This window comes from Achromobacter sp. AONIH1 (genome assembly GCF_002902905.1).
Taxonomy (GTDB): Bacteria; Pseudomonadota; Gammaproteobacteria; order Burkholderiales; family Burkholderiaceae_B; genus Achromobacter.
This window is the reverse complement of record NZ_CP026124.1, coordinates 1275521-1294238: the sequence shown is the minus strand read 5'-3', so window position 1 is coordinate 1294238 and position 18718 is coordinate 1275521. Positions and strand designations below refer to the sequence as shown.

Here is an 18718-nt window from a genome sequence, read left to right as displayed (position 1 = left end):
CGCGGGCTTGCCGCCCGGAACGGGCGGCGCGGTCTGGGTACGAACCATTGCAAAAAATCCCGGCTTCCGTGCCCAGTTTGTGATCAGGGGGCTTGACCGGCGGCCACCGTGGCACTATTTATATACGTGAGAGAAGACATCCCGTTCTTCCGGATGCGCAAGCGCTGACACTATGGCACGTCTGCCCCGCCTGTACGCCCCCGGGCTGCCCCAATTGGTGCAAGCCAATTTCATCCAGCCCCTGGCAGCGCCGTCGCAACCCGCGCCGGCCGATATCCTGAATCAGCTGGCCACCTGGCTGGGCGAGTCCGCCCAACGCCACCGGGTGTCGGTGCACGCCTGGCTGCTCGCCAACGATCGCATCCTGCTGCTGGCCACGCCCGCCGACGAGGAAGGCTTGCCGCGCCTGATGCAGACGCTGGGCCGCAACCTCGCGGCGCGCCTGCGCGGCGGCCGCGTCTTCGCGGGCCGCTACCGCTCCGCGCTGCTCGAGCCCGGCGCCTGGGTCCTGCCCTCGCAGGTCTGGCTGGAAACCTATCCGGTGCGCAGCGGCGCGTCGCAGGATCCCGATTCCTGGCCCTGGTCCTCGGCCAGCAGCCATACCGGCAACACCAGCGCGCCGCCCGCGCAATGGCAGTCGGACCACGCCGATTACTGGGCCTGCGGCAATACGCCGTTCGACCGCCAGGCCAACTACCGCAAGCGCCTGCAGGACGGCCTGTCGCGCGAGGAATCCCAACGCATCGACCAGGCGGTGTCTGGCCAGTGGGCGCTGGGCGGCCCCGGCTTCATCGCCAGCCTGGCCCACACCGCCAGCCGCCGGGTCGCGCCGGGACAGCGCGGACGTCCGCGCAAGAAACCAGCCGCGCCCGCGACAGCCGGGGACACTCCTGAAGCGACGCCCACGCCTGTGACGCCTGTTCCCGGGTCGTCACACTAATCTGACCCCATTTTTAACGCGCCGCCGGCCATGCCGCGCGGCGCGTTTGCTTTTCGGCGCCCATTCCACATCCGGCCCTGCGGATCGCGGGCCGGCGGCAGGCCACTGTCGCCGCCCCTTGGCGCAGGGGCAGGCTTGATCTGATGGATTATTGCCACGAATTCCGCCGGAATCGATGCCGAAAAACGTCCTTTTAAACAGGGACACATAATTGGCATTTGCACACTTACAGTGCAGAGCTGGCCTCCACTTTTTCCCTCACCCCTCACAAAGCCTTTATTCATGCGGGTCTTGATATGACCCCTAATATTTAACACGGCGAAACAATTAAATTAATTAAGGGACGCACCCTCAATATTTTTATTGCACCCTACCCCCACCAGGGGTATTGTCCTTCTCCTGCACTGCAACATTACGACGCAGGCCCACTGCGGAGCGCGCCATGCCCAAAGACACCTTGAACGATTCCTGTCGCACCCCCAAGGCGACCCCCATCGATGCCAGCCGCATCGGCCTGCCCGCCCCCCAGGGCCTGTATCACCCGCAGAACGAGCATGACGCCTGTGGCGTCGGCTTCGTGGCGCACATCAAGGGCAAGAAAAGCCACGCCATCATCCAGCAGGGCCTGAAGATCCTGGAGAACCTGGACCATCGCGGCGCCGTGGGCGCCGACAAGCTGATGGGCGACGGCGCCGGCATCCTGATCCAGATTCCCGACACCCTGTACCGCGACGAATTCAGCCAGCAGGGCATCGTGCTGCCGCCGCCCGGCGAATACGGCGTGGCCATGGTCTTCCTGCCCAAGGAAACCGCCTCGCGCCTGGCCTGTGAGCAAGAGCTGGAACGCTCGGTCCGGGCCGAAGGCCAGGTCGTGCTGGGCTGGCGCAACGTGCCGGTGGACGTGGACATGCCCATGTCACCCGCCGTGCGCGACTGCGAACCCGTCATCCGCCAGCTCTTCATCGGCCGTGGCGCCGACGTCATGGTGCCCGACGCGCTGGAACGCAAGCTGTATGTGATCCGCAAGACCGCCAGCCACGCCATCCAGAACATGCGCCTGGCGCACGGCAAGGAATACTTCGTGCCCTCGGCCTCGGTGCGCACTGTGGTCTACAAGGGCCTGCTGCTGGCCGACCAGGTCGGCCGCTACTATCGCGACCTGGCCGACCCGCGCACGGTCTCGGCCCTGGCGCTGGTGCACCAGCGCTTCTCGACCAACACCTTCCCCGCCTGGCCGCTGGCCCACCCGTACCGCATGATCGCCCACAACGGCGAGATCAACACGGTCAAGGGCAACTTCAACTGGCTGCGCGCGCGCGAAGGCATGATGCAGTCGGCCGTGCTGGGCGACGACCTGAAAAAGCTCTATCCCATCGTCTACGAAGGCCAGTCGGACACCGCTACGTTCGACAACTGCCTGGAACTGCTGGTGAACTCGGGCTACTCGCTGGCCCACGCCATGATGATGATGATCCCGGAAGCCTGGGAACAGCACACGCAGATGGACGAAAGCCGCCGCGCGTTCTATGAGTACCACGCGGCCATGATGGAACCCTGGGACGGCCCCGCCGCCGTCGCCTTCACCGACGGCCGCCAGATCGGCGCCACGCTGGACCGCAACGGCCTGCGCCCGGCCCGTTATCTGGTGACGGACGACGACATGGTGATCCTGGCCTCCGAGGCCGGCACGCTGTCCATCCCCGAAAACCGCATCGTCAAGAAGTGGCGCCTGCAGCCCGGCAAGATGTTCCTGATCGACCTGGAACAGGGCCGCATCATCGACGACGCCGAGATCAAGCTGCAGCTGGCCAACAGCCGCCCGTACCGCCAGTGGATCGAGCGTCTGCAGATCAAGCTGGAATCGCTGCCGGCCCCGCGCCAGGCCCATGTGGCCACGCAATCGTCCGTCTCGCTGCTGGACCGCCAGCAGGCCTTCGGCTGGACCCAGGAAGACTACAAGTTCATCCTGGAGCCCATGGCCACGACCGGCGAGGAAGTGATCGGCTCGATGGGCAACGATGCCCCGCTGGCCGTGCTGTCGGACCGCGCCAAGCCGTTCTACAACTATTTCCGCCAACTGTTCGCGCAGGTGACGAACCCGCCGATCGACCCCATCCGCGAACAGCTGGTGATGTCGCTGGTGTCCTTCATCGGCCCCAAGCCGAACCTGCTGGACATCAACAACGTCAACCCGCCGCTGCGCCTGGAAGTGTCGCAGCCGGTGCTGGACTTCGCCGCCATGGCGCAGATCCGCGACATCGAGCAGGTCACGGGCAAGAAGTTCCGCAGCTATGAGCTGGACATCACCTATCCGGCCGCCTGGGGCCCCGAGGGCATCGAGGCCCGCGTGGCCGCGCTGTGCGCGCGCGCCGTGGACGCGGTGCAAAGCGGCTACAACATCCTGATCGTGTCCGACCGCCTGGTCGACGGCGAGCGCGTGGCCATCCCCGCGCTGCTGGCGACCTCGGCCGTGCACCAGCACCTGATCCGCGCCGGCCTGCGCACCAACGCCGGCCTGGTGGTGGAAACCGGCTCGGCCCGCGAAGTGCATCACTTCGCGCTGCTGGGCGGCTACGGCGCCGAGGCGATCCATCCCTACCTGGCGCTGGAATCGCTGGGCAAGATGAGCGATCCCGAAAAGGCCGTGAAGAACTTCGTCAAGGCCATCGGCAAGGGCCTGAACAAGGTCATGTCCAAGATGGGCATCTCGACCTACATGTCCTACACCGGCGCGCAGATCTTCGAGGCCGTGGGCCTGCAGAAGGCGCTGGTGGACAAGTACTTCACCGGCACCGCGTCCAACATCGAAGGCATCGGCATCTTCCAGGTGGCCGAGGAAGCGCTGCGCCAGCACCGCGCCGCGTTCGGCAATGACCCGGTCCTGGCCAACGACCTCGAAGCGGGCGGCGAATACGCCTACCGCGTGCGCGGCGAAGAGCACATGTGGACGCCGGATTCCATCGCCAAGCTGCAGCACGCCTCGCGCCAGAACAACTACCGCACGTACAAGGAGTACGCGCAGATCATCAACGACCAGAGCCGTCGCCACATGACGCTGCGCGGCCTGTTCGAGTTCCGCTTCGACCCGTCGCGCGCCATCCCGCTGGACGACGTCGAGCCGGCCAAGGAGATCGTCAAGCGCTTCGCCACCGGCGCCATGTCGCTGGGCTCGATCTCGACCGAGGCGCACTCGGTGCTGGCCGTGGCCATGAACCGCATCGGCGGCAAGTCCAACACCGGCGAAGGCGGCGAGGACGAGCTGCGCTACCGCGCCGAGATGCGCGAAGGCAAGAGCACCATCAAGGACGGCGACACGCTGGCCTCGGTGCTGGGCGCCGACCGCATCGAAGCCGACGTGCCGCTCAAGAAGGGCGACTCGCTGCGCTCGAAGATCAAGCAGGTGGCCTCGGGCCGCTTCGGCGTGACGGCCGAGTACCTGTCCTCGGCCGACCAGATCCAGATCAAGATGGCCCAGGGCGCCAAGCCCGGCGAAGGCGGCCAGCTGCCCGGCCACAAGGTCTCGGAATACATCGCCAAGCTGCGCTACTCGGTGCCGGGCGTGGGCCTGATCTCGCCCCCGCCGCACCACGACATCTACTCGATCGAGGACCTGGCCCAGCTGATCCACGACCTGAAGAACGTCAACGCCAAGGCCTCGATCTCGGTCAAGCTGGTGTCGGAAGTGGGCGTGGGCACGGTGGCCGCTGGCGTGGCCAAGGCCAAGGCCGACCACGTCGTGATCGCCGGCCATGACGGCGGCACGGGCGCCTCGCCGGTGTCATCCATCAAGCACGTCGGCACGCCCTGGGAACTGGGCCTGGCCGAGACGCAGCAGACGCTGGTGCTGAACCGCCTGCGCAGCCGCATCCGCGTGCAGGCCGACGGCCAGATGAAGACCGGCCGCGACGTGGTCATCGGCGCGCTGCTGGGCGCCGACGAATTCGGCTTCGCCACCGCGCCGCTGGTCGTCGAAGGCTGCATCATGATGCGCAAGTGCCACCTGAACACCTGCCCGGTGGGCGTGGCCACGCAGGATCCGGTGCTGCGCCAGAAGTTCCAGGGCAAGCCCGAGCACGTCGTCAACTTCTTCTTCTTCATCGCCGAGGAAGTGCGCGAGATCATGGCCCAGCTGGGCATCCGCAAGTTCGACGATCTGATCGGCCGCGCCGACCTGCTGGACATGCGCTCCGGCGTCGAACACTGGAAGGCCAGCGGCCTGGACTTCACCCGCGTGTTCCACCAGACCCAGTCGGACGCCGATGTGCGCCAGACCGAAGAGCAGGACCACGGCCTGGCCGGCGCGCTGGACCACCAGCTGATCGAGCGCAGCAAGCCCGCGCTGGAACGCGGCGAGAAGGTGTCGTTCATCGTGCCGGTGCGCAACCGCAACCGCACCATCGGCGCCATGCTGTCCGGCGCCGTGGCGGCGCGCTACGGCCACGACGGCCTGCCCGACGACACCATCCACATCCAGTGCAACGGCACCGCCGGCCAGAGCTTCGGCGCGTTCCTGGCGCACGGCATCACCATGGACCTGGTGGGCGAAGGCAACGACTACGTGGGCAAGGGCCTGTCCGGCGGCCGCATCATCGTGCGCTCGCCCAATGACTTCCGCGGCTTCGGCCCCGACCACATCATCGCCGGCAACACCGTGCTGTACGGCGCGCTGGCGGGCGAGGCCTTCTTCAACGGCGTGGCCGGCGAACGCTTCGCCGTGCGCAACTCGGGCGCGGCCACCGTGGTGGAAGGCACCGGAGACCACGGTTGCGAGTACATGACGGGCGGCACGGTCGTGGTGCTGGGCGCCACCGGCCGCAACTTCGCGGCCGGCATGTCCGGCGGCGTGGCCTACGTCTGGGATCCGGAACGCACGCTCAAGCAGCGCGCCAACCTGTCCATGGTCGAACTGGAAGCCGTGGTGCCGCACGCCGAGCAGCAGGCGCAGAACGGCATCGACACCTGGCACAGCGCGCAGCGCGGCGGCGAGCGCGAGACGGACGAGACCATCCTGCGCCGCCTGGTGGAAGACCACTTCCGCTACACCGGCAGCTTCCGCGCCCGCGAGATCCTGGGCGACTGGGAAGCGGCGCGCGGCAAATTCGTAAAGGTCATGCCGACGGACTACCGCCGCGCATTGGGTGAAATGTGGCGTGCAGCCAACCCGCAACAACTGGCTGCGTGAGGGAAATCATGGGAAAGATCACCGGATTCATGGAATACCAGCGCCTGCAGGAGGCCTCCGAGGCCCCGCAGAAGCGGCTGAAGAACTGGCGCGAGTTCGTGCTGCACCTGAACGACGACCAGGCCAAGCAGCAGGCGGCGCGCTGCATGGACTGCGGCATCCCGTTCTGCAACAACGGCTGCCCGGTCAACAACATCATCCCGGACTGGAATGACCTGGTGTACCGGCAGGACTGGCGCCGCGCGCTGGACGTGCTGCACTCCACCAACAACTTCCCGGAGTTCACCGGCCGCATCTGCCCGGCGCCGTGCGAAGCCGCCTGTACCCTGAACATCAACAGCGACGCGGTCGGCATCAAGTCCATCGAGCACGCCATCATCGACAAGGGCTGGGCCGAGGGCTGGGTCACGCCGCAGGTGCCGGCGCGCAAGACCGGCAAGAAGGTCGCGGTGGTGGGCTCGGGCCCGGCCGGCCTGGCCTGCTCGCAGCAGCTGGCGCGCGCCGGCCATTCCGTGACGCTGTTCGAAAAGAGCGACCGCATCGGCGGCCTGCTGCGCTACGGCATCCCCGACTTCAAGCTGGAAAAGCACCAGATCGACCGCCGCATCTCGCAGATGGAAGCCGAAGGCGTTGAATTCGCGCCGTCGACCTACATCGGCAATCCCAGCGACGCGGCCGCCGACGGCCTGACGGTGCGCACGCCCGAATCGCTGATGGCCGAATTCGACGCCGTCGTCATGACCGGCGGCTCCGAAACCCCGCGCGACCTGCCGGTGCCGGGCCGCGAGCTGTCGGGCGTGTACTACGCCATGGACTTCCTGCGCCAGCAGAACAAGGCCGTGGCCGGCGACCGCCTGACCAACCAGACGCTGGCCAAGGGCAAGCATGTGGTGGTGATCGGCGGCGGCGACACGGGCTCCGATTGCGTGGGCACCAGCAACCGCCACGGCGCGGCCTCGGTCACCCAGTTCGAGCTGATGCCGCAGCCGCCCGAGTCCGAGAACAAGAGCATGACCTGGCCCTACTGGCCCCTGAAGCTGCGCACGTCCTCGTCGCACGAGGAAGGCTGCGAGCGCGACTGGTCCGTGACCACCAAGCTGCTCAAGGGCAGCAACGGCAAGGTCGAGAAGCTTGTCGGCGCGCGCGTCGAATGGTTCAAGGACGAAGCGACCGGCCAGATGAAGATGCGCGAGGTCGAAGGCTCGGAATTCGAGATCAAGGCCGACCTGGTGCTGCTGGCCATGGGCTTCGTATCGCCGGTGCAGACCGTGCTGGACGCCTTCGGCGTGGACCGCGACGCGCGCGGCAACGTGCGCGCCAACACCGACGACTACCGCACCAGCGTCGAGAAGGTGTTCGCCGCCGGCGACATGCGCCGCGGCCAGTCGTTGGTGGTATGGGCCATCCGCGAAGGCCGCCAGTGCGCGCGCTCGGTGGACGCCTTCCTGATGGGATCCAGCGATCTGCCGCGCTGATCGGCCGGGACCGGCCTGCACGGCCCCCACGCCGCCCCGCGCCGTCCAGGCGCGGGGCGGCGTTTCATTTGCGCGCCTGCCCCCCAAACCGCGCGCGCGATCCACGCAGGGCAGCGCGCCGTGTTGCGGCGCGACCACGCGATTCCCGACATCCCGGTAGGGTTTGATTCCTGTCAAGCCTGCCGGCGCCAGGGTTTGAGAACCTGTCGTCTCACCCCACGGAAAGATCGGAGAAGAAAATGTTTTCGAAGCTCGGGCGCGTCCGCGCCACCGCCATCGCCGGCCTGCTGGCCGCCGGCGCCTTCGCCGTCCCCGCCCATGCCCACGAGGCCGGCGATGTGCTGCTGAAGGTCGGCGTCACGCAGGTCCGCCCCGACTCCAACAACGGCAGCGTGCTCAACGGCGGCGTCAAACTGGACGTGAACAACAACGTCCGTCCCAGCTTCACCGTGACCTACATGGCCACGCGCAACATCGGCATCGAACTGCTGGGCGCCTGGCCCTTCCAGCACGACATCCGTGGTGGCGGCCTGGGCAAGATCGGCTCGACCAAGCACCTGCCGCCCACGCTGAGCCTGCAATGGCACATCCTGCCGGACAGCATGGTGCAGCCCTACATCGGCGTCGGCCTGAACTACACGCACTTCTTCGACACCAAGGCCGAAGGGGCGCTGGACGGCTCGAAGCTGAAGCTGAAGGATTCGTGGGGCGTGGCCGCGCAACTGGGCGCGGACATCAAGATCAGCGAGCGCTGGTTCATGAACGCGGACATCCGCTACATCGACATCAAGTCGAAGGTCAGCCTGAACGGCGAACGCATCGGCACCGCGAAGATCAACCCGTGGGTGGCGACGCTGGGCGTCGGCTATCGCTTCTGATCGGGACGCACGCATCAAGCAAGAACGCGCGGGCCACATGCCCGCGCGTTTTTTTTGGCGCTCGCAGCATGGCCGTCGCGCGACCGCCTGACGCCTCAGGCCGCCAGTTGATCGCGCAGCGCCTGCACCGCCGGCGTGTCGTCATCGACCCGCCACACCAGCCGGGTGCGCGCGGCTCCGTACTTGCCCGGCAGGTCGCGCACCCGCAGCGCGGTCTGCCCGCCCAGCACATCCAGCACGGAGCGCGGCACGATGGCCACGCCCGTACCGGCCGCCACGCAGGCGACGATCGCGTGATAGGACGCGAACTCCATCACCTTGCCCGGCGCCACGCCTTCGCGGCCGAGCCAGGACTCCAGGATGCGGCGATAGGAACAGCCGGACGCGAAGGCGATCACCGTGTGATCGGCCAGCGCCCGCGCGTCGGCGATCTCGGGCCAGGCGCGCGGCGAAATCAGGACCAGCGTTTCGGCGAAGGCCTCGGTTGACGCCAGTCCCTCGGCGGGAAAGGGCTCGGCCACGAAGGCCGCTTCGAGTTCGTAGTCGCGCACCTTGGCCGCCAGCGCGGCCGAGGTGCCCGTGACCAGCTCGATGCGCACCTGCGGCCAGGCCGCGTGGTAGGCCGCCAGCACCGGCGGCAACCGGGCCGCCGCCGTGCTTTCCATGGTGCCCAGGCGCAACGTGCCGCGCGGCGCGCCGTCGCGCACGGCCTGCTGCGCCTCGGCCGACAACCGCAGCAGACGGTCGGCGTAGGACAGCAGCACGCGGCCCTGGTCCGACAGCACCAGGCGCCGGTTCTGGCGGCGGAACAAGGGCGCATCCAGTGCAGCCTCCAGCTGCTTGAGCCGGGTGGACACGTTGGACTGCACACGGTTCAGCTGGGCGGCCGCGCGCGCCACGCCACCTTCATCGGCCACCGCCTTGAAAATCTGCAGTGCGTCCAGATCCAAATTTCTCATTTAAAGAACCTATGTTCTTAATAATTCACTATTCAAGATATTAGTACAGTCGTAGAGTGGGCTCATGTCAAGCCATGCCCAGCCCCTCGTCCCCGCCCGCAGCGCCGTCAGCCTCGCCTGGCCGGCCGCGCTGGCGCTGGCCGCGCTGATGGGCATCGGCCGCTTCGCCTTCACGCCGGTCTGGCCGCTGATGGCGCACGACGCCGCGCTCTCGCTGGAACAAGGCGGCTGGCTGGCCTCGGCCAACTACGCGGGCTACCTGCTGGGCGCGTTGATCGCGGCCGCGTGGCCGCCGCGCCGGCCGCTGGCCGCGCTGGGCGCCAGCCTGCTGGCGGTGGCGGCGCTGACCCTGGCCATGCCGCTGCCCCACTCCGTGGCGGGCTGGGCCGCGCTGCGGCTGGCGGCCGGCTGGGCCAGCGCGCTGGGCTTCATCTGCGTGGCCTCATGGCGGCCCGCGCGGGCGGGCGACCCGATCGAGCCGGCCGCGTCCGCCGTGGTCTATGCGGGCGTGGGCGCCGGCATCGCGGCGACCGGGCTGGCCTGCCTGGCCCTGATGGCGGCCGGCGCCACGGCGGCGCAATGCTGGGTGGCGCTGGGCGCGCTGGCGCTGGCCTTGTCGATGGCCGCCTGGCCCAGACTGCGCGCGGCGCTGCCGGCCACCGCCGCGTCCGCCCGCCCATCCAACCGGGAACCGCTGCCGCGCGGCATGGCGGGACTGGCGTTGCACTACGGCGTGTTCGGCATCGGCTACATCATTCCCGCCACCTTCCTGCCCGCCATGGCCAAGGAAGTCATGCCCGATCCGGCGGTGTTCGGCTGGGCCTGGCCCCTGTTCGGACTGGCCGCCGCGCTGTCCTGCCTGATGGTGCCTAAGCTGGCGCGCCGGCACGGCGAGATCCGGATCTGGCGCGGCGCGCAGGCGGCGATGGCGCTGGGCATGGCGGTGGCGGCGCTGCGGCACGACCTGGCCGCCGTGATCGTGGCGGCGCTGCTGGTGGGCGGCACCTTCATGGTCATCACCCAGGCCGGCATGGTGGCGGCCCGGCGCCTGGCGGGCGCGGCCGCGCCCCGTGCCGCCGCCCTGATGACGGCGGCCTTCGCCGCCGGCCAGATTGTCGGCCCGCTGCTGGCCGCCTGGACGGCGCGGCTGGGCGCCAGCCTGCCGCAGACGCTGGCGGCGGGCGCGGCGCTGCTGGCGCTGTCGGCCTGGGGCTTGGGGAAAATCACGGCCGCGCGCGGCAGCGCTGGGCATAATGCAGTCGACCCAAGGGGCAATGCCCCCTGAGGCCGCGCTCATTATGAAAGAGGAGTCCCCAGCATGAAACCGTTGCGCCCCCTGATCGCCGCCCTGGCCACCCTCGCGGCCGTCGCCGCCCCGTGCAGCCAGGCCCACGCCCAGGCCGCCGACTGGCCCGCCAGGCCCATCACCATGATCGTGCCCTATGCGCCGGGCGGCTTCGCCGACACCCGCGTGCGCCTGCTGGCGCGCAAGCTGGGCGAATCGCTGGGACAACCCGTCGTGGTCGAGAACAAGGCCGGCGCCGGCGGCGTGGTCGGCACCAACCTGATCGCCAAGGCCCAGCCCGACGGCTACACCATCGGCACCGGCAACCTGGCGCCGATGGCGGTGAACCCGTCGCTGATGAAGGAAATGCCGTACAACCCGCAGAAGGACCTGGCGCCCGTCATCCTGATCGAGAACAGCCCGCTGGTGCTCAGCGTCAACAATGAGCTGCCGGTCAAGACGCTGGCCGACCTGATCGCGCTGGCCAGGAAGCAGCCGGGCAAGCTGTCGTTCGGCTCGTCCGGCGTGGGTGGCGCGCACCACCTGTCCGGCGAGATGTTCCGCGAGCAGGCCGGGATCGACATCGTGCACGTCCCGTACAAGGGCGGCAGCCTGGCCGCGACCGACCTGATGGGCGGCCATATCTCGATGATGTTCGAGATGGGTTATTCGGCGCTGCCGGCCATCCAGGGCAAGAAGATCCACCCGATCGCGGTCACCTCGGCCAGGCGCCTGGCCGTGCTGCCCGACGTGCCGACCATGGCCGAATCGGGCCTGGGCGGCTTCGAATCGTATAACTGGCAGGGCATCGTCGCCCCGGCCGGCACCCCGGCGCCCATCATCGCCAGGCTCAATGCGGAGTTCAACCGCATCCTGAAGGAACCCGAAGTCCAAAAGGCCATCGCCGACACCGGCAGCCAGGCCGGCGGCGGCACGCCCGAGGACTTCGCCGCCTTCATCAAGAGCGAAACCGGGAAGTGGGCCCACGTAATCAAAGCTGGAAACATCCAGCTCCAGTAACCCACGCCCCAGGAGCGCGCCATGACATCCCGCCTTTGCGAACGACTTGAACTCGACCAGCCTGTCATCCAGGCCCCCATGGCCGGCGGGGCCACCACGGTGGCGCTGGTGGCCGAATCGTCGCGGGCGGGCGTGCTGGGCTCGCTGGGCGCCGCCTACCTGAGCGCCGCCCAGATCGAGCAAGCCGCCGGCGCGATCCGCGAGCGCACCGACCGTCCCTACGCCATCAACCTGTTCGCGTCCGTGCCGGACCAGCCCTATCGGGGCGACGGCGCGCGCCTGCTGGCGCTGATGGCGCGGTATCACGCGCAACTGGGACTGGACGCGCCCGCCATGCCCGGCCCGCAGGCCGATCCGCTGGCGACGCAGATCGAAGCCGTGTTGCGCGCGCGGCCGGCGGTGTTCAGCTTTACCTTCGGCCGCATCGCGCCGGAGGTGCTGGCGCGGTGCCGCGAGCTGGGCATCCTGACGGTGGGCACGGCCACCACCGTGCGCGAAGCGGTGGCGCTGGAACAGGACGGCGTGGACGCCGTGGTGGCCCAGGGCTATGAGGCCGGCGGCCATCGCGGCACTTTCCTGGACGATTTTGACCAGTCGCTTATCGGCACGCTGGCGCTGGTGCCTCAGGTGGCCGACGCGGTCTCGGTGCCGGTGATCGCCTCCGGCGGCATCATGGACGGCCGCGGCATCGCCGCCGCGCTGGCGCTGGGCGCGCAGGCCGCTCAAATGGGGACGGCCTTTCTGTCCACCGAGGAATCCGGCATCTGTGACGCCTACAAGGCCGCGCTGCCCGCCTCCCGCTCCGAGCAGTCGCGCATCACCCGGGCCTTTTCGGGACGGCCGGCACGCGGCATCGCCAATGCATTCATGCGCGACATGGACGCTAATCCGTCCGACATCCTGCCCTATCCGTTGCAGAACGCCCTGACGCGGCCCATGCGCAATGCCGGCGGCCGCGCCGGCGATATCGACGTGCTGTCGCTGTGGGCGGGCCAGGGCGCGCCCATGGCGCGGCGCGAGAGCGCCGCCGAGCTGGTGCGCCGGCTGGCCATTGAGACCGCCGCAGCCCAGGCCCGGCGCTAATCCGGGACCGATTTCCGGAAGGGCCATGCGCCGGGCGGCCGCCGCCTCGCCCCACGGATTGTCCCTGATTGTGAAAAGACTGTTCCACTCGTTGCCTAACAGATTGTGATCACAAATCGTCGGGATACAATGGCCCCTCGCCGCCGGTTACAGATCCGATTTCCTGTCCCGGCATATGAGTAACAGGGCGCTTCCCGACGCAGCCTGTTCTGCCAGCGCTGCGGCCCCTTGCCCGCGCCGGACGGACTGGCCGGCAAGCACCGCCGCCGAAACACCCTTTCGTTGCCCATGTCCGCTCACACCCGCAGCACCCCCGAATTCGCCCTGCGCCTGGAGGGCGTCGCGCTCGGCTACGGTGAATTCACCGTGCTGCGCGACATCTCCATGGACGTGCGGGCCGGCCAGGTCGTCGCCATCATGGGCGGCTCCGGCTCGGGCAAGACCACGCTGCTGCGCGCGGCCACCGGCCAATTGATCGCCCAGCGCGGCACCGTCCAGGCTTTCGGCCAGGACATCGCCGCCGTCGACGCCGCCGGAATGCAGTCGTTGCGCAAGCGCATGGGCGTGCTGTTCCAGCAGGGCGCACTGTTCACCGACCTGAACGTCTTCGAAAACGTTGCTTTTCCGCTACGCGAGCACACCCGGCTGAGCGAGGCCGAACTGACCGAGCGCGTGCTGGACAAGCTCGACGCCGTCGGCCTGCGCGCCGCTGCCCACCTGAAGGTCGCCGAGGTATCCGGCGGCATGGCGCGCCGGGTCGCGCTGGCACGCGCCGTGGTGCTGGAGCCCGAGCTAATCCTGTATGACGAGCCCTTCGCCGGCCTGGACCCGATTTCCATGGGCATCACCGCCCGCCTGATCCGCGACCTGGCCGACCGCCTGGGCTGCGCCTCGGTGCTGATCACCCACGACGTGCAGGAATCCTTCGCCATCGCCGACCAGGTCTATCTGGTCGGCCAGGGAGAACTCAAGGCCGCCGGCACCCCGCAGATCCTGTCGCAATCGCAGGACCCCTACGTGCAGCAATTCCTCAAGGGCGAACCCGACGGCCCCGTCGCGTTCCAGTACCCCGAAACACCGGCCTTCAAGAAATGGCTGGCGCAACAACAGGGGCGCAAGGCATGAGCGGCAAGACCAATCCCATCAGCGCGCTGGGCGGCTGGATCCGGGGCCAGATTTCCGGTATCGGCTACTTCACCCGTTTCTTCCTGGGCCTGCTGGGGCGCAGCGGCATCGCGTTCTCGCGCCCGCGCCTGGTATCGCAGCAGATCCACTTCATCGGCAATTACTCGCTGCTGATCATCGCCGTGTCCGGCATGTTCGTCGGCTTCGTGCTGGGCCTGCAGGGCTATTACACGCTGAACCGCTACGGCTCGTCGGAAGCGCTGGGCCTGCTGGTGGCGCTGTCGCTGGTGCGCGAGCTGGGGCCGGTGGTCACGGCGCTGCTGTTCGCCGGCCGCGCGGGCACCTCGCTGACCGCCGAGATCGGCCTGATGAAGGCCGGCGAACAGCTGTCGGCGATGGAAGTGATGGCGGTGGACCCGATGCGCCGCGTGCTGGTGCCGCGCTTGTGGGGCGGCATCATCGCCATGCCCATCCTGGCGGCGGTGTTCTCCATGGTGGGCATCCTGGGCGGCTGGGTGGTCGGCGTGCTGATGATCGGCGTGGACCCCGGCGCCTTCTGGTCGCAGATGCAGAACGGCGTGGACGTCTGGAACGACGTGCTCAACGGCGTCATCAAGAGCCTGGTGTTCGGCGTCACCGTGACGCTGGTCTCGCTCTACGAAGGCTGGCAGGCCAAGCCCACGCCCGAGGGCGTGGCCCGTGCCACCACACGCACCGTGGTGGTGGGATCGCTGGCGGTGCTGGGCCTGGATTTCCTGCTTACGGCCTTGATGTTTGGAAACTGATACGGATTGATCATGTCACGCGAAAAAACCGACTTCTGGGTAGGCCTGTTCGTACTGCTGGGCGCGGCCGCGCTGGCGTTCCTGGCGTTGCGCGCCGGCAACCTGAGCGCCTTCTCCTTCGCGCCCACCTATACCGTCACGGCGAACTTCGATAACGTGGGCGGCCTCAAGGTGCGCGCGCCCGTCAAGAGCGCCGGCGTGGTGGTGGGGCGGATCGCCGGCATCTCCTTCGACGACAAGACCTTCCAGGCGGTGGTGTCCATCAACCTTGAGACGACCTACAAGTTCCCCAAGGACTCGTCGGCCGCCATCCTGACGTCCGGCCTGCTGGGCGAACAGTACCTGGGCCTGACGCCGGGCAGCGAGGAAGAGAACTTTGCCGAGGGCGGCAAAATCCGCTATACCCAAAGCGCCGTCGTGCTCGAGCAGCTGATCAGCAAGTTCCTCTACGGATCGGCCGAAAAGCAAGGCTCGGGCGGCGCCCAGGAACCGGCCAAGACGCCCGCGAATTAAAGACTAACCGGCGCGCGGTATTGCCTGCCGCACAGCCGTCGCTTATAAGAAAATATTGATAGGGATGCCCTGATCATGAACACGCACGCTCTTTCCCGCATCGCCACCGTCGCGGCCGCGGGCGCACTGATGGCCGGCTGCGCCGCGCCCAAGAACCCCGATCCGCGCGATCCCTGGGAAGGCTTCAACCGGGGCGTCTACAAGTTCAATGATTCGGTCGACCGGGTGGTCTTCAAGCCCGTCGCCCAGGCCTACACCTACGTCACGCCGCAGCCGGTGCGCAGCTGCGTGCACAACATCTTCAGCAACGTCGGCGACCTCTGGTCCGGCGCCAACAGCATGCTGCAAGGCCGTGGCCACGACTTCGTCAACACGCTGGGCCGCTTCCTGTTCAACACCACCATGGGCGTGGGCGGCTGCTTCGACGTCGCCTCGGCCAACGGCGCGCGCAAGATCCCGAACGACTTCGGCACCACGCTGGGCGTCTGGGGCATCGGCCAGGGCCCGTACCTGGTGCTGCCGTTCTTCGGCTCGTCCACCATCCGCGACGGCGTCGGCCTGGCCGGCGACTTCTACGGTCGCAAGGCCACCTACACCAGCATCAGCGCGATCGACAACGTGCCGCTGCGCAATTCGCTGTGGGGCCTGAGCGTGGTGGACGCGCGCGCCAGCCTGCTGGACGCGACCAACACGATCGACCGCGTGGCGCTGGATCCGTACAGCTTCGTGCGCGACGCCTACCTGCAACGCCGCGCCGCCATGGTGCTGGGCCAGAAGGTGGGCGACGAGTCCGCGCTGCCGAACTACGAAGACGACGAGGACGACGCCAAGGGCGCCGCCCCCGCCATGGCGCCGGTCGTCCAGCCCGCCAAGTAAGTCAACGCCGCCGCTCGCGGCGCAGCAAGGAGAGTTCATGCAGTTTTCATTGTTTTCGACATTCAAGCGGCTGGCGGTTGCCGGCCTGATGAGCCTGGCCGCCGCCAGCGCCAATGCCCAGACCCAGCCCGACCCCAACGGGCCGGCCGACAAGTTCGTGCTGGCCGCGGCCGACCAGGCCCTGGCCGTGCTCAAGAGCGACGGCGCGGTCAAGTCCGGCAACACGACGCGCATCAACCAGGTGGTCGACCAGCACATCCTGCCCTACGTGAACTTCCAGAAGACGACCCGCCTGGCCGCCGGCCGCTACTGGCGCCAGGCCAACGACAAGCAGAAGCACGATCTGGCCGAGGCCTTCCGCGGCACGCTGGTGCGCACCTATAGCGGCGCGCTGACGCGGGTCGACAACAACACCAAGGTCACGCTGGTGCCGAGCCGCGGCAGCCTGGATGGCGACGACGTGGTCGTGCGCACACAGATCAGCCAGACCAACGCCGCGCCGGTGGGCGTGGACTACCGCCTGGAAAAGACGCCGCAAGGCTGGAAGATCTACGACATGAACGTCGAGGGCATCTGGCTGATCGAGAACTACCGCAACCAGTTCGCGCAGCAGATCAACCAGAACGGCATCGACGGCCTGATCCAGGCGCTGAACCAGCGCAACCAATAGGCGGCCGGCTCCGGCCTCAGCCAGCCCGGCATGTCCTCGCGGCGCGCCGGGCTTTTTTTTCGCTCCCATGCCGCGCGATGACGCCGCGCGCTTCAGCGCAATGCCAGGATGGGTCAATAAGGGGACGCATAAGCCCGGAACGCCCCGGTCCACCACGTGGCCATAGGCGCGTCGCGCCGCCATGCGTATATATAATGACCGATTCGCGCTTTGCCGGACGCTCCTGCGCGCCCGCAAACTTGGTCACCCCTCTGGTCATCCCTGGTCAGCCCCTGGTCCCCCGGCAAACCGCCGACCCCGCCGCCATGTCCGCAGTCAGCCTCGAAAACGTATCCAAAATATATGCACCGCGCTCGCGCGGCCTGGGCAGGCTGTTCGGCCGCGCGCCCGGGCCGGGCTTCCAGGCCCTGAACGACGTCAGCCTGCGCATCGAGCACGGCGAGTTCTTCGGCCTGCTGGGCCCCAACGGCGCCGGCAAGACCACGCTGATCTCCATTCTGGCCGGCCTGGCGCACGCCACCTCCGGCCGCGCGTCGGTCTGTAGCTACGACGTCGTGGCCGACTACAAATCGGCGCGACGGGCGCTGGGCGTGGTGCCGCAGGAACTGGTCTACGACCCGTTCTTCACCGTGCGCGAGACGCTGCGCATCCAGTCGGGCTATTTCGGCCTGCGCAAGAACGACGACTGGATCGACGAGATCCTGTTCAACCTGGGACTGGCCGACAAGGCCAACTCCAACATGCGCGCGCTGTCCGGCGGCATGAAGCGCCGCGTGCTGGTGGCGCAGGCGCTGGTGCACCGCCCGCCCGTGATCGTGCTGGACGAGCCCACCGCCGGCGTGGACGTGGACCTGCGCCGCACGCTGTGGGAATTCATCTCGCGCCTGAACAAGGCCGGCCACACCATCATGCTGACCACGCACTACCTGGAAGAGGCCGAGGCCCTGTGCGGCCGCATCGCCATGCTCAAGGGCGGCCGCGTCGTGGCGCTGGACACCACCCAGGCGCTGCTGGCGCGCGTGGGCGGCGTGGACCTGGAAGACGCCTTCGTGCGCATCATGCATCAGGACGACGCCCCCGCCGTCCACAGCCCGCAACCCGTAGGGACCCCGCAATGACCCAACCCGCCGCGCCCGCCAGCCAACCGCTGGTGCAGCCCCGCCTGGACGCGGGCTCGGGCTTTCCGACCCTGCTGCGCAAGGAATTGCTGCGCTTCTGGAAGGTCAGCTTCCAGACCATCGCCGCACCGGTCATCACCGCGCTGCTGTACCTGCTGGTGTTCGCCCACGTGCTCGAAGGTCGGGTCATGGTCTACGGCAGCGTGCCGTACACCGCGTTCCTGATTCCCGGGCTCATGATGATGAGCATGCTGCAGAACGCCTTCGCCAATCCGTCGTCGTCGCTGATCCAAAGCCGCATCACCGGCAACCTTGTGTTCATGCTGCTGCCGCCGCTGTCGCACCGCGACATCTTCGCCGCCTACGTGCTGGCCGCCGTGGTGCGCGGCATCGCCGTTGGCATTTGCGTCTGGGTGGTGGCGCTCTACTTCGTCTCGCTGGTGCCCGCGCATCCGCTGTGGCTGGCGGTGTTCGCCGTGCTGGCCTGCGGCATCATGGGCGTGCTGGGCCTGATCGCCGGCCTGTGGTCCGAGAAATTCGACCAGCTCGCCGCCTTCCAGAACTTCCTGATCATGCCGGCCACCTTCCTGTCCGGCGTGTTCTATTCCATCCACACGCTGCCCGCCTTCTGGCAAGGCGTGTCGCACTGGAACCCCATCTTCTACACCATCGACGGCTTCCGCTACGGCTTCTTCGCGGTGTCCGACGTCTCGCCGTGGCGCAGCCTGGCGGTGGTGGCGGGGGTGTTCCTCGCGCTTTCGATCTATGCGCTGCGGCTCCTGGCCAGCGGCTACAAACTCAGGAACTGA

The 18718-nt window shown here is 68.0% G+C and carries 15 protein-coding genes; 14 read left to right on the top strand and 1 reads right to left on the bottom strand.

All coding sequences use genetic code 11. The annotated features are described in order from the left end of the window. Positions 1–172 precede the first annotated feature (172 nt). The 4 genes from C2U31_RS06000 to C2U31_RS05985 all read left to right on the top strand — a co-directional run bounded on the left by C2U31_RS06000 (position 173) and on the right by C2U31_RS05985 (position 8475). Positions 173–940, top strand: coding sequence for a hypothetical protein (locus C2U31_RS06000; RefSeq protein ID WP_103272006.1), 768 nt, complete (start codon positions 173–175; stop codon positions 938–940). A gap of 442 nt (positions 941–1382) precedes the next feature. Beyond that, positions 1383–6122, top strand: a complete 4740-nt coding sequence (locus C2U31_RS05995; RefSeq protein ID WP_103272005.1) for a glutamate synthase-related protein — start codon at positions 1383–1385, stop codon at positions 6120–6122. 8 nt (positions 6123–6130) lie between these two features. Then, a complete protein-coding gene (locus C2U31_RS05990) occupies positions 6131–7597 on the top strand; it encodes a glutamate synthase subunit beta (protein ID WP_103272004.1) in 1467 nt (488 codons plus the stop codon). A 239-nt stretch (positions 7598–7836) separates the two neighbouring features. Beyond that, on the top strand, positions 7837–8475 hold the full coding sequence (locus C2U31_RS05985) for an OmpW family protein (protein ID WP_103272003.1): 639 nt from the start codon (positions 7837–7839) through the stop codon (positions 8473–8475). 95 nt (positions 8476–8570) lie between these two features. Here C2U31_RS05985 and C2U31_RS05980 read toward each other — a convergent pair whose 3' ends face one another. After that, on the bottom strand, positions 8571–9434 hold the full coding sequence (locus tag C2U31_RS05980) for a LysR family transcriptional regulator (protein ID WP_103272002.1): 864 nt from the start codon (positions 9432–9434) through the stop codon (positions 8571–8573). Positions 9435–9498: 64 nt separating this feature from the next. On the opposite strand from C2U31_RS05980, the gene C2U31_RS05975 reads away from it, so the two are divergent. The 10 genes from C2U31_RS05975 (at position 9499) to C2U31_RS05930 (ending at position 18718) form a co-directional block, all read left to right on the top strand. Further along, positions 9499–10719 carry a YbfB/YjiJ family MFS transporter gene (locus C2U31_RS05975; protein WP_103272001.1) on the top strand — a complete coding sequence of 407 codons (1221 nt, stop codon included), beginning with the start codon at positions 9499–9501 and terminating at the stop codon, positions 10717–10719. A gap of 33 nt (positions 10720–10752) precedes the next feature. Then, entirely contained in the window at positions 10753–11739 is a 987-nt protein-coding gene (locus C2U31_RS05970) for a tripartite tricarboxylate transporter substrate binding protein (RefSeq protein ID WP_103272000.1), read from the top strand. A gap of 21 nt (positions 11740–11760) precedes the next feature. Then, complete coding sequence (locus C2U31_RS05965; RefSeq protein ID WP_103271999.1) at positions 11761–12822, top strand: nitronate monooxygenase family protein; 1062 nt, start codon at positions 11761–11763, stop codon at positions 12820–12822. 288 nt (positions 12823–13110) lie between these two features. Next, on the top strand, positions 13111–13947 hold the full coding sequence (locus C2U31_RS05960; RefSeq protein WP_103271998.1) for an ABC transporter ATP-binding protein: 837 nt from the start codon (positions 13111–13113) through the stop codon (positions 13945–13947). Beyond that, positions 13944–14732: a lipid asymmetry maintenance ABC transporter permease subunit MlaE gene (gene mlaE, locus C2U31_RS05955; RefSeq protein WP_103271997.1), complete on the top strand. Its 789-nt coding sequence runs from the start codon at positions 13944–13946 to the stop codon at positions 14730–14732. Before C2U31_RS05960 ends, mlaE begins: the two co-directional genes overlap by 4 nt. A gap of 12 nt (positions 14733–14744) precedes the next feature. Continuing rightward, complete coding sequence (mlaD, locus tag C2U31_RS05950) at positions 14745–15245, top strand: outer membrane lipid asymmetry maintenance protein MlaD (RefSeq protein ID WP_103276273.1); 501 nt, start codon at positions 14745–14747, stop codon at positions 15243–15245. A gap of 75 nt (positions 15246–15320) precedes the next feature. Beyond that, positions 15321–16121 carry a VacJ family lipoprotein gene (locus C2U31_RS05945; protein ID WP_103271996.1) on the top strand — a complete coding sequence of 267 codons (801 nt, stop codon included), beginning with the start codon at positions 15321–15323 and terminating at the stop codon, positions 16119–16121. A 37-nt stretch (positions 16122–16158) separates the two neighbouring features. Then, the gene (locus C2U31_RS05940) at positions 16159–16791 is read left to right on the top strand and encodes a phospholipid-binding protein MlaC (RefSeq protein WP_103271995.1); all 633 of its coding nucleotides are present in this window, start codon (positions 16159–16161) and stop codon (positions 16789–16791) included. Positions 16792–17096: 305 nt separating this feature from the next. Beyond that, the gene (locus C2U31_RS05935; RefSeq protein ID WP_103271994.1) at positions 17097–17909 is read left to right on the top strand and encodes an ABC transporter ATP-binding protein; all 813 of its coding nucleotides are present in this window, start codon (positions 17097–17099) and stop codon (positions 17907–17909) included. Continuing rightward, a complete protein-coding gene (locus C2U31_RS05930; protein WP_103271993.1) occupies positions 17906–18718 on the top strand; it encodes an ABC transporter permease in 813 nt (270 codons plus the stop codon). The genes C2U31_RS05935 and C2U31_RS05930 overlap by 4 nt, the downstream gene beginning before the upstream one ends.

Excerpts from the sequence above, each read along its gene's own strand:
- C2U31_RS06000 (WP_103272006.1), top strand. The coding sequence starts at position 173 with ATGGCACGTCTGCCCCGCCTGTACGCCCCCGGGCTGCCCCAATTGGTG.
- C2U31_RS05995 (WP_103272005.1), top strand. The coding sequence starts at position 1,383 with ATGCCCAAAGACACCTTGAACGATTCCTGTCGCACCCCCAAGGCGACC.
- C2U31_RS05990 (WP_103272004.1), top strand. The coding sequence starts at position 6,131 with ATGGGAAAGATCACCGGATTCATGGAATACCAGCGCCTGCAGGAGGCC.
- C2U31_RS05985 (WP_103272003.1), top strand. The coding sequence starts at position 7,837 with ATGTTTTCGAAGCTCGGGCGCGTCCGCGCCACCGCCATCGCCGGCCTG.
- C2U31_RS05980 (WP_103272002.1), bottom strand. The coding sequence starts at position 9,434 with ATGAGAAATTTGGATCTGGACGCACTGCAGATTTTCAAGGCGGTGGCC.
- C2U31_RS05975 (WP_103272001.1), top strand. The coding sequence starts at position 9,499 with ATGTCAAGCCATGCCCAGCCCCTCGTCCCCGCCCGCAGCGCCGTCAGC.
- C2U31_RS05970 (WP_103272000.1), top strand. The coding sequence starts at position 10,753 with ATGAAACCGTTGCGCCCCCTGATCGCCGCCCTGGCCACCCTCGCGGCC.
- C2U31_RS05965 (WP_103271999.1), top strand. The coding sequence starts at position 11,761 with ATGACATCCCGCCTTTGCGAACGACTTGAACTCGACCAGCCTGTCATC.
- C2U31_RS05960 (WP_103271998.1), top strand. The coding sequence starts at position 13,111 with ATGTCCGCTCACACCCGCAGCACCCCCGAATTCGCCCTGCGCCTGGAG.
- mlaE (WP_103271997.1), top strand. The coding sequence starts at position 13,944 with ATGAGCGGCAAGACCAATCCCATCAGCGCGCTGGGCGGCTGGATCCGG.
- mlaD (WP_103276273.1), top strand. The coding sequence starts at position 14,745 with ATGTCACGCGAAAAAACCGACTTCTGGGTAGGCCTGTTCGTACTGCTG.
- C2U31_RS05945 (WP_103271996.1), top strand. The coding sequence starts at position 15,321 with ATGAACACGCACGCTCTTTCCCGCATCGCCACCGTCGCGGCCGCGGGC.
- C2U31_RS05940 (WP_103271995.1), top strand. The coding sequence starts at position 16,159 with ATGCAGTTTTCATTGTTTTCGACATTCAAGCGGCTGGCGGTTGCCGGC.
- C2U31_RS05935 (WP_103271994.1), top strand. The coding sequence starts at position 17,097 with ATGTCCGCAGTCAGCCTCGAAAACGTATCCAAAATATATGCACCGCGC.
- C2U31_RS05930 (WP_103271993.1), top strand. The coding sequence starts at position 17,906 with ATGACCCAACCCGCCGCGCCCGCCAGCCAACCGCTGGTGCAGCCCCGC.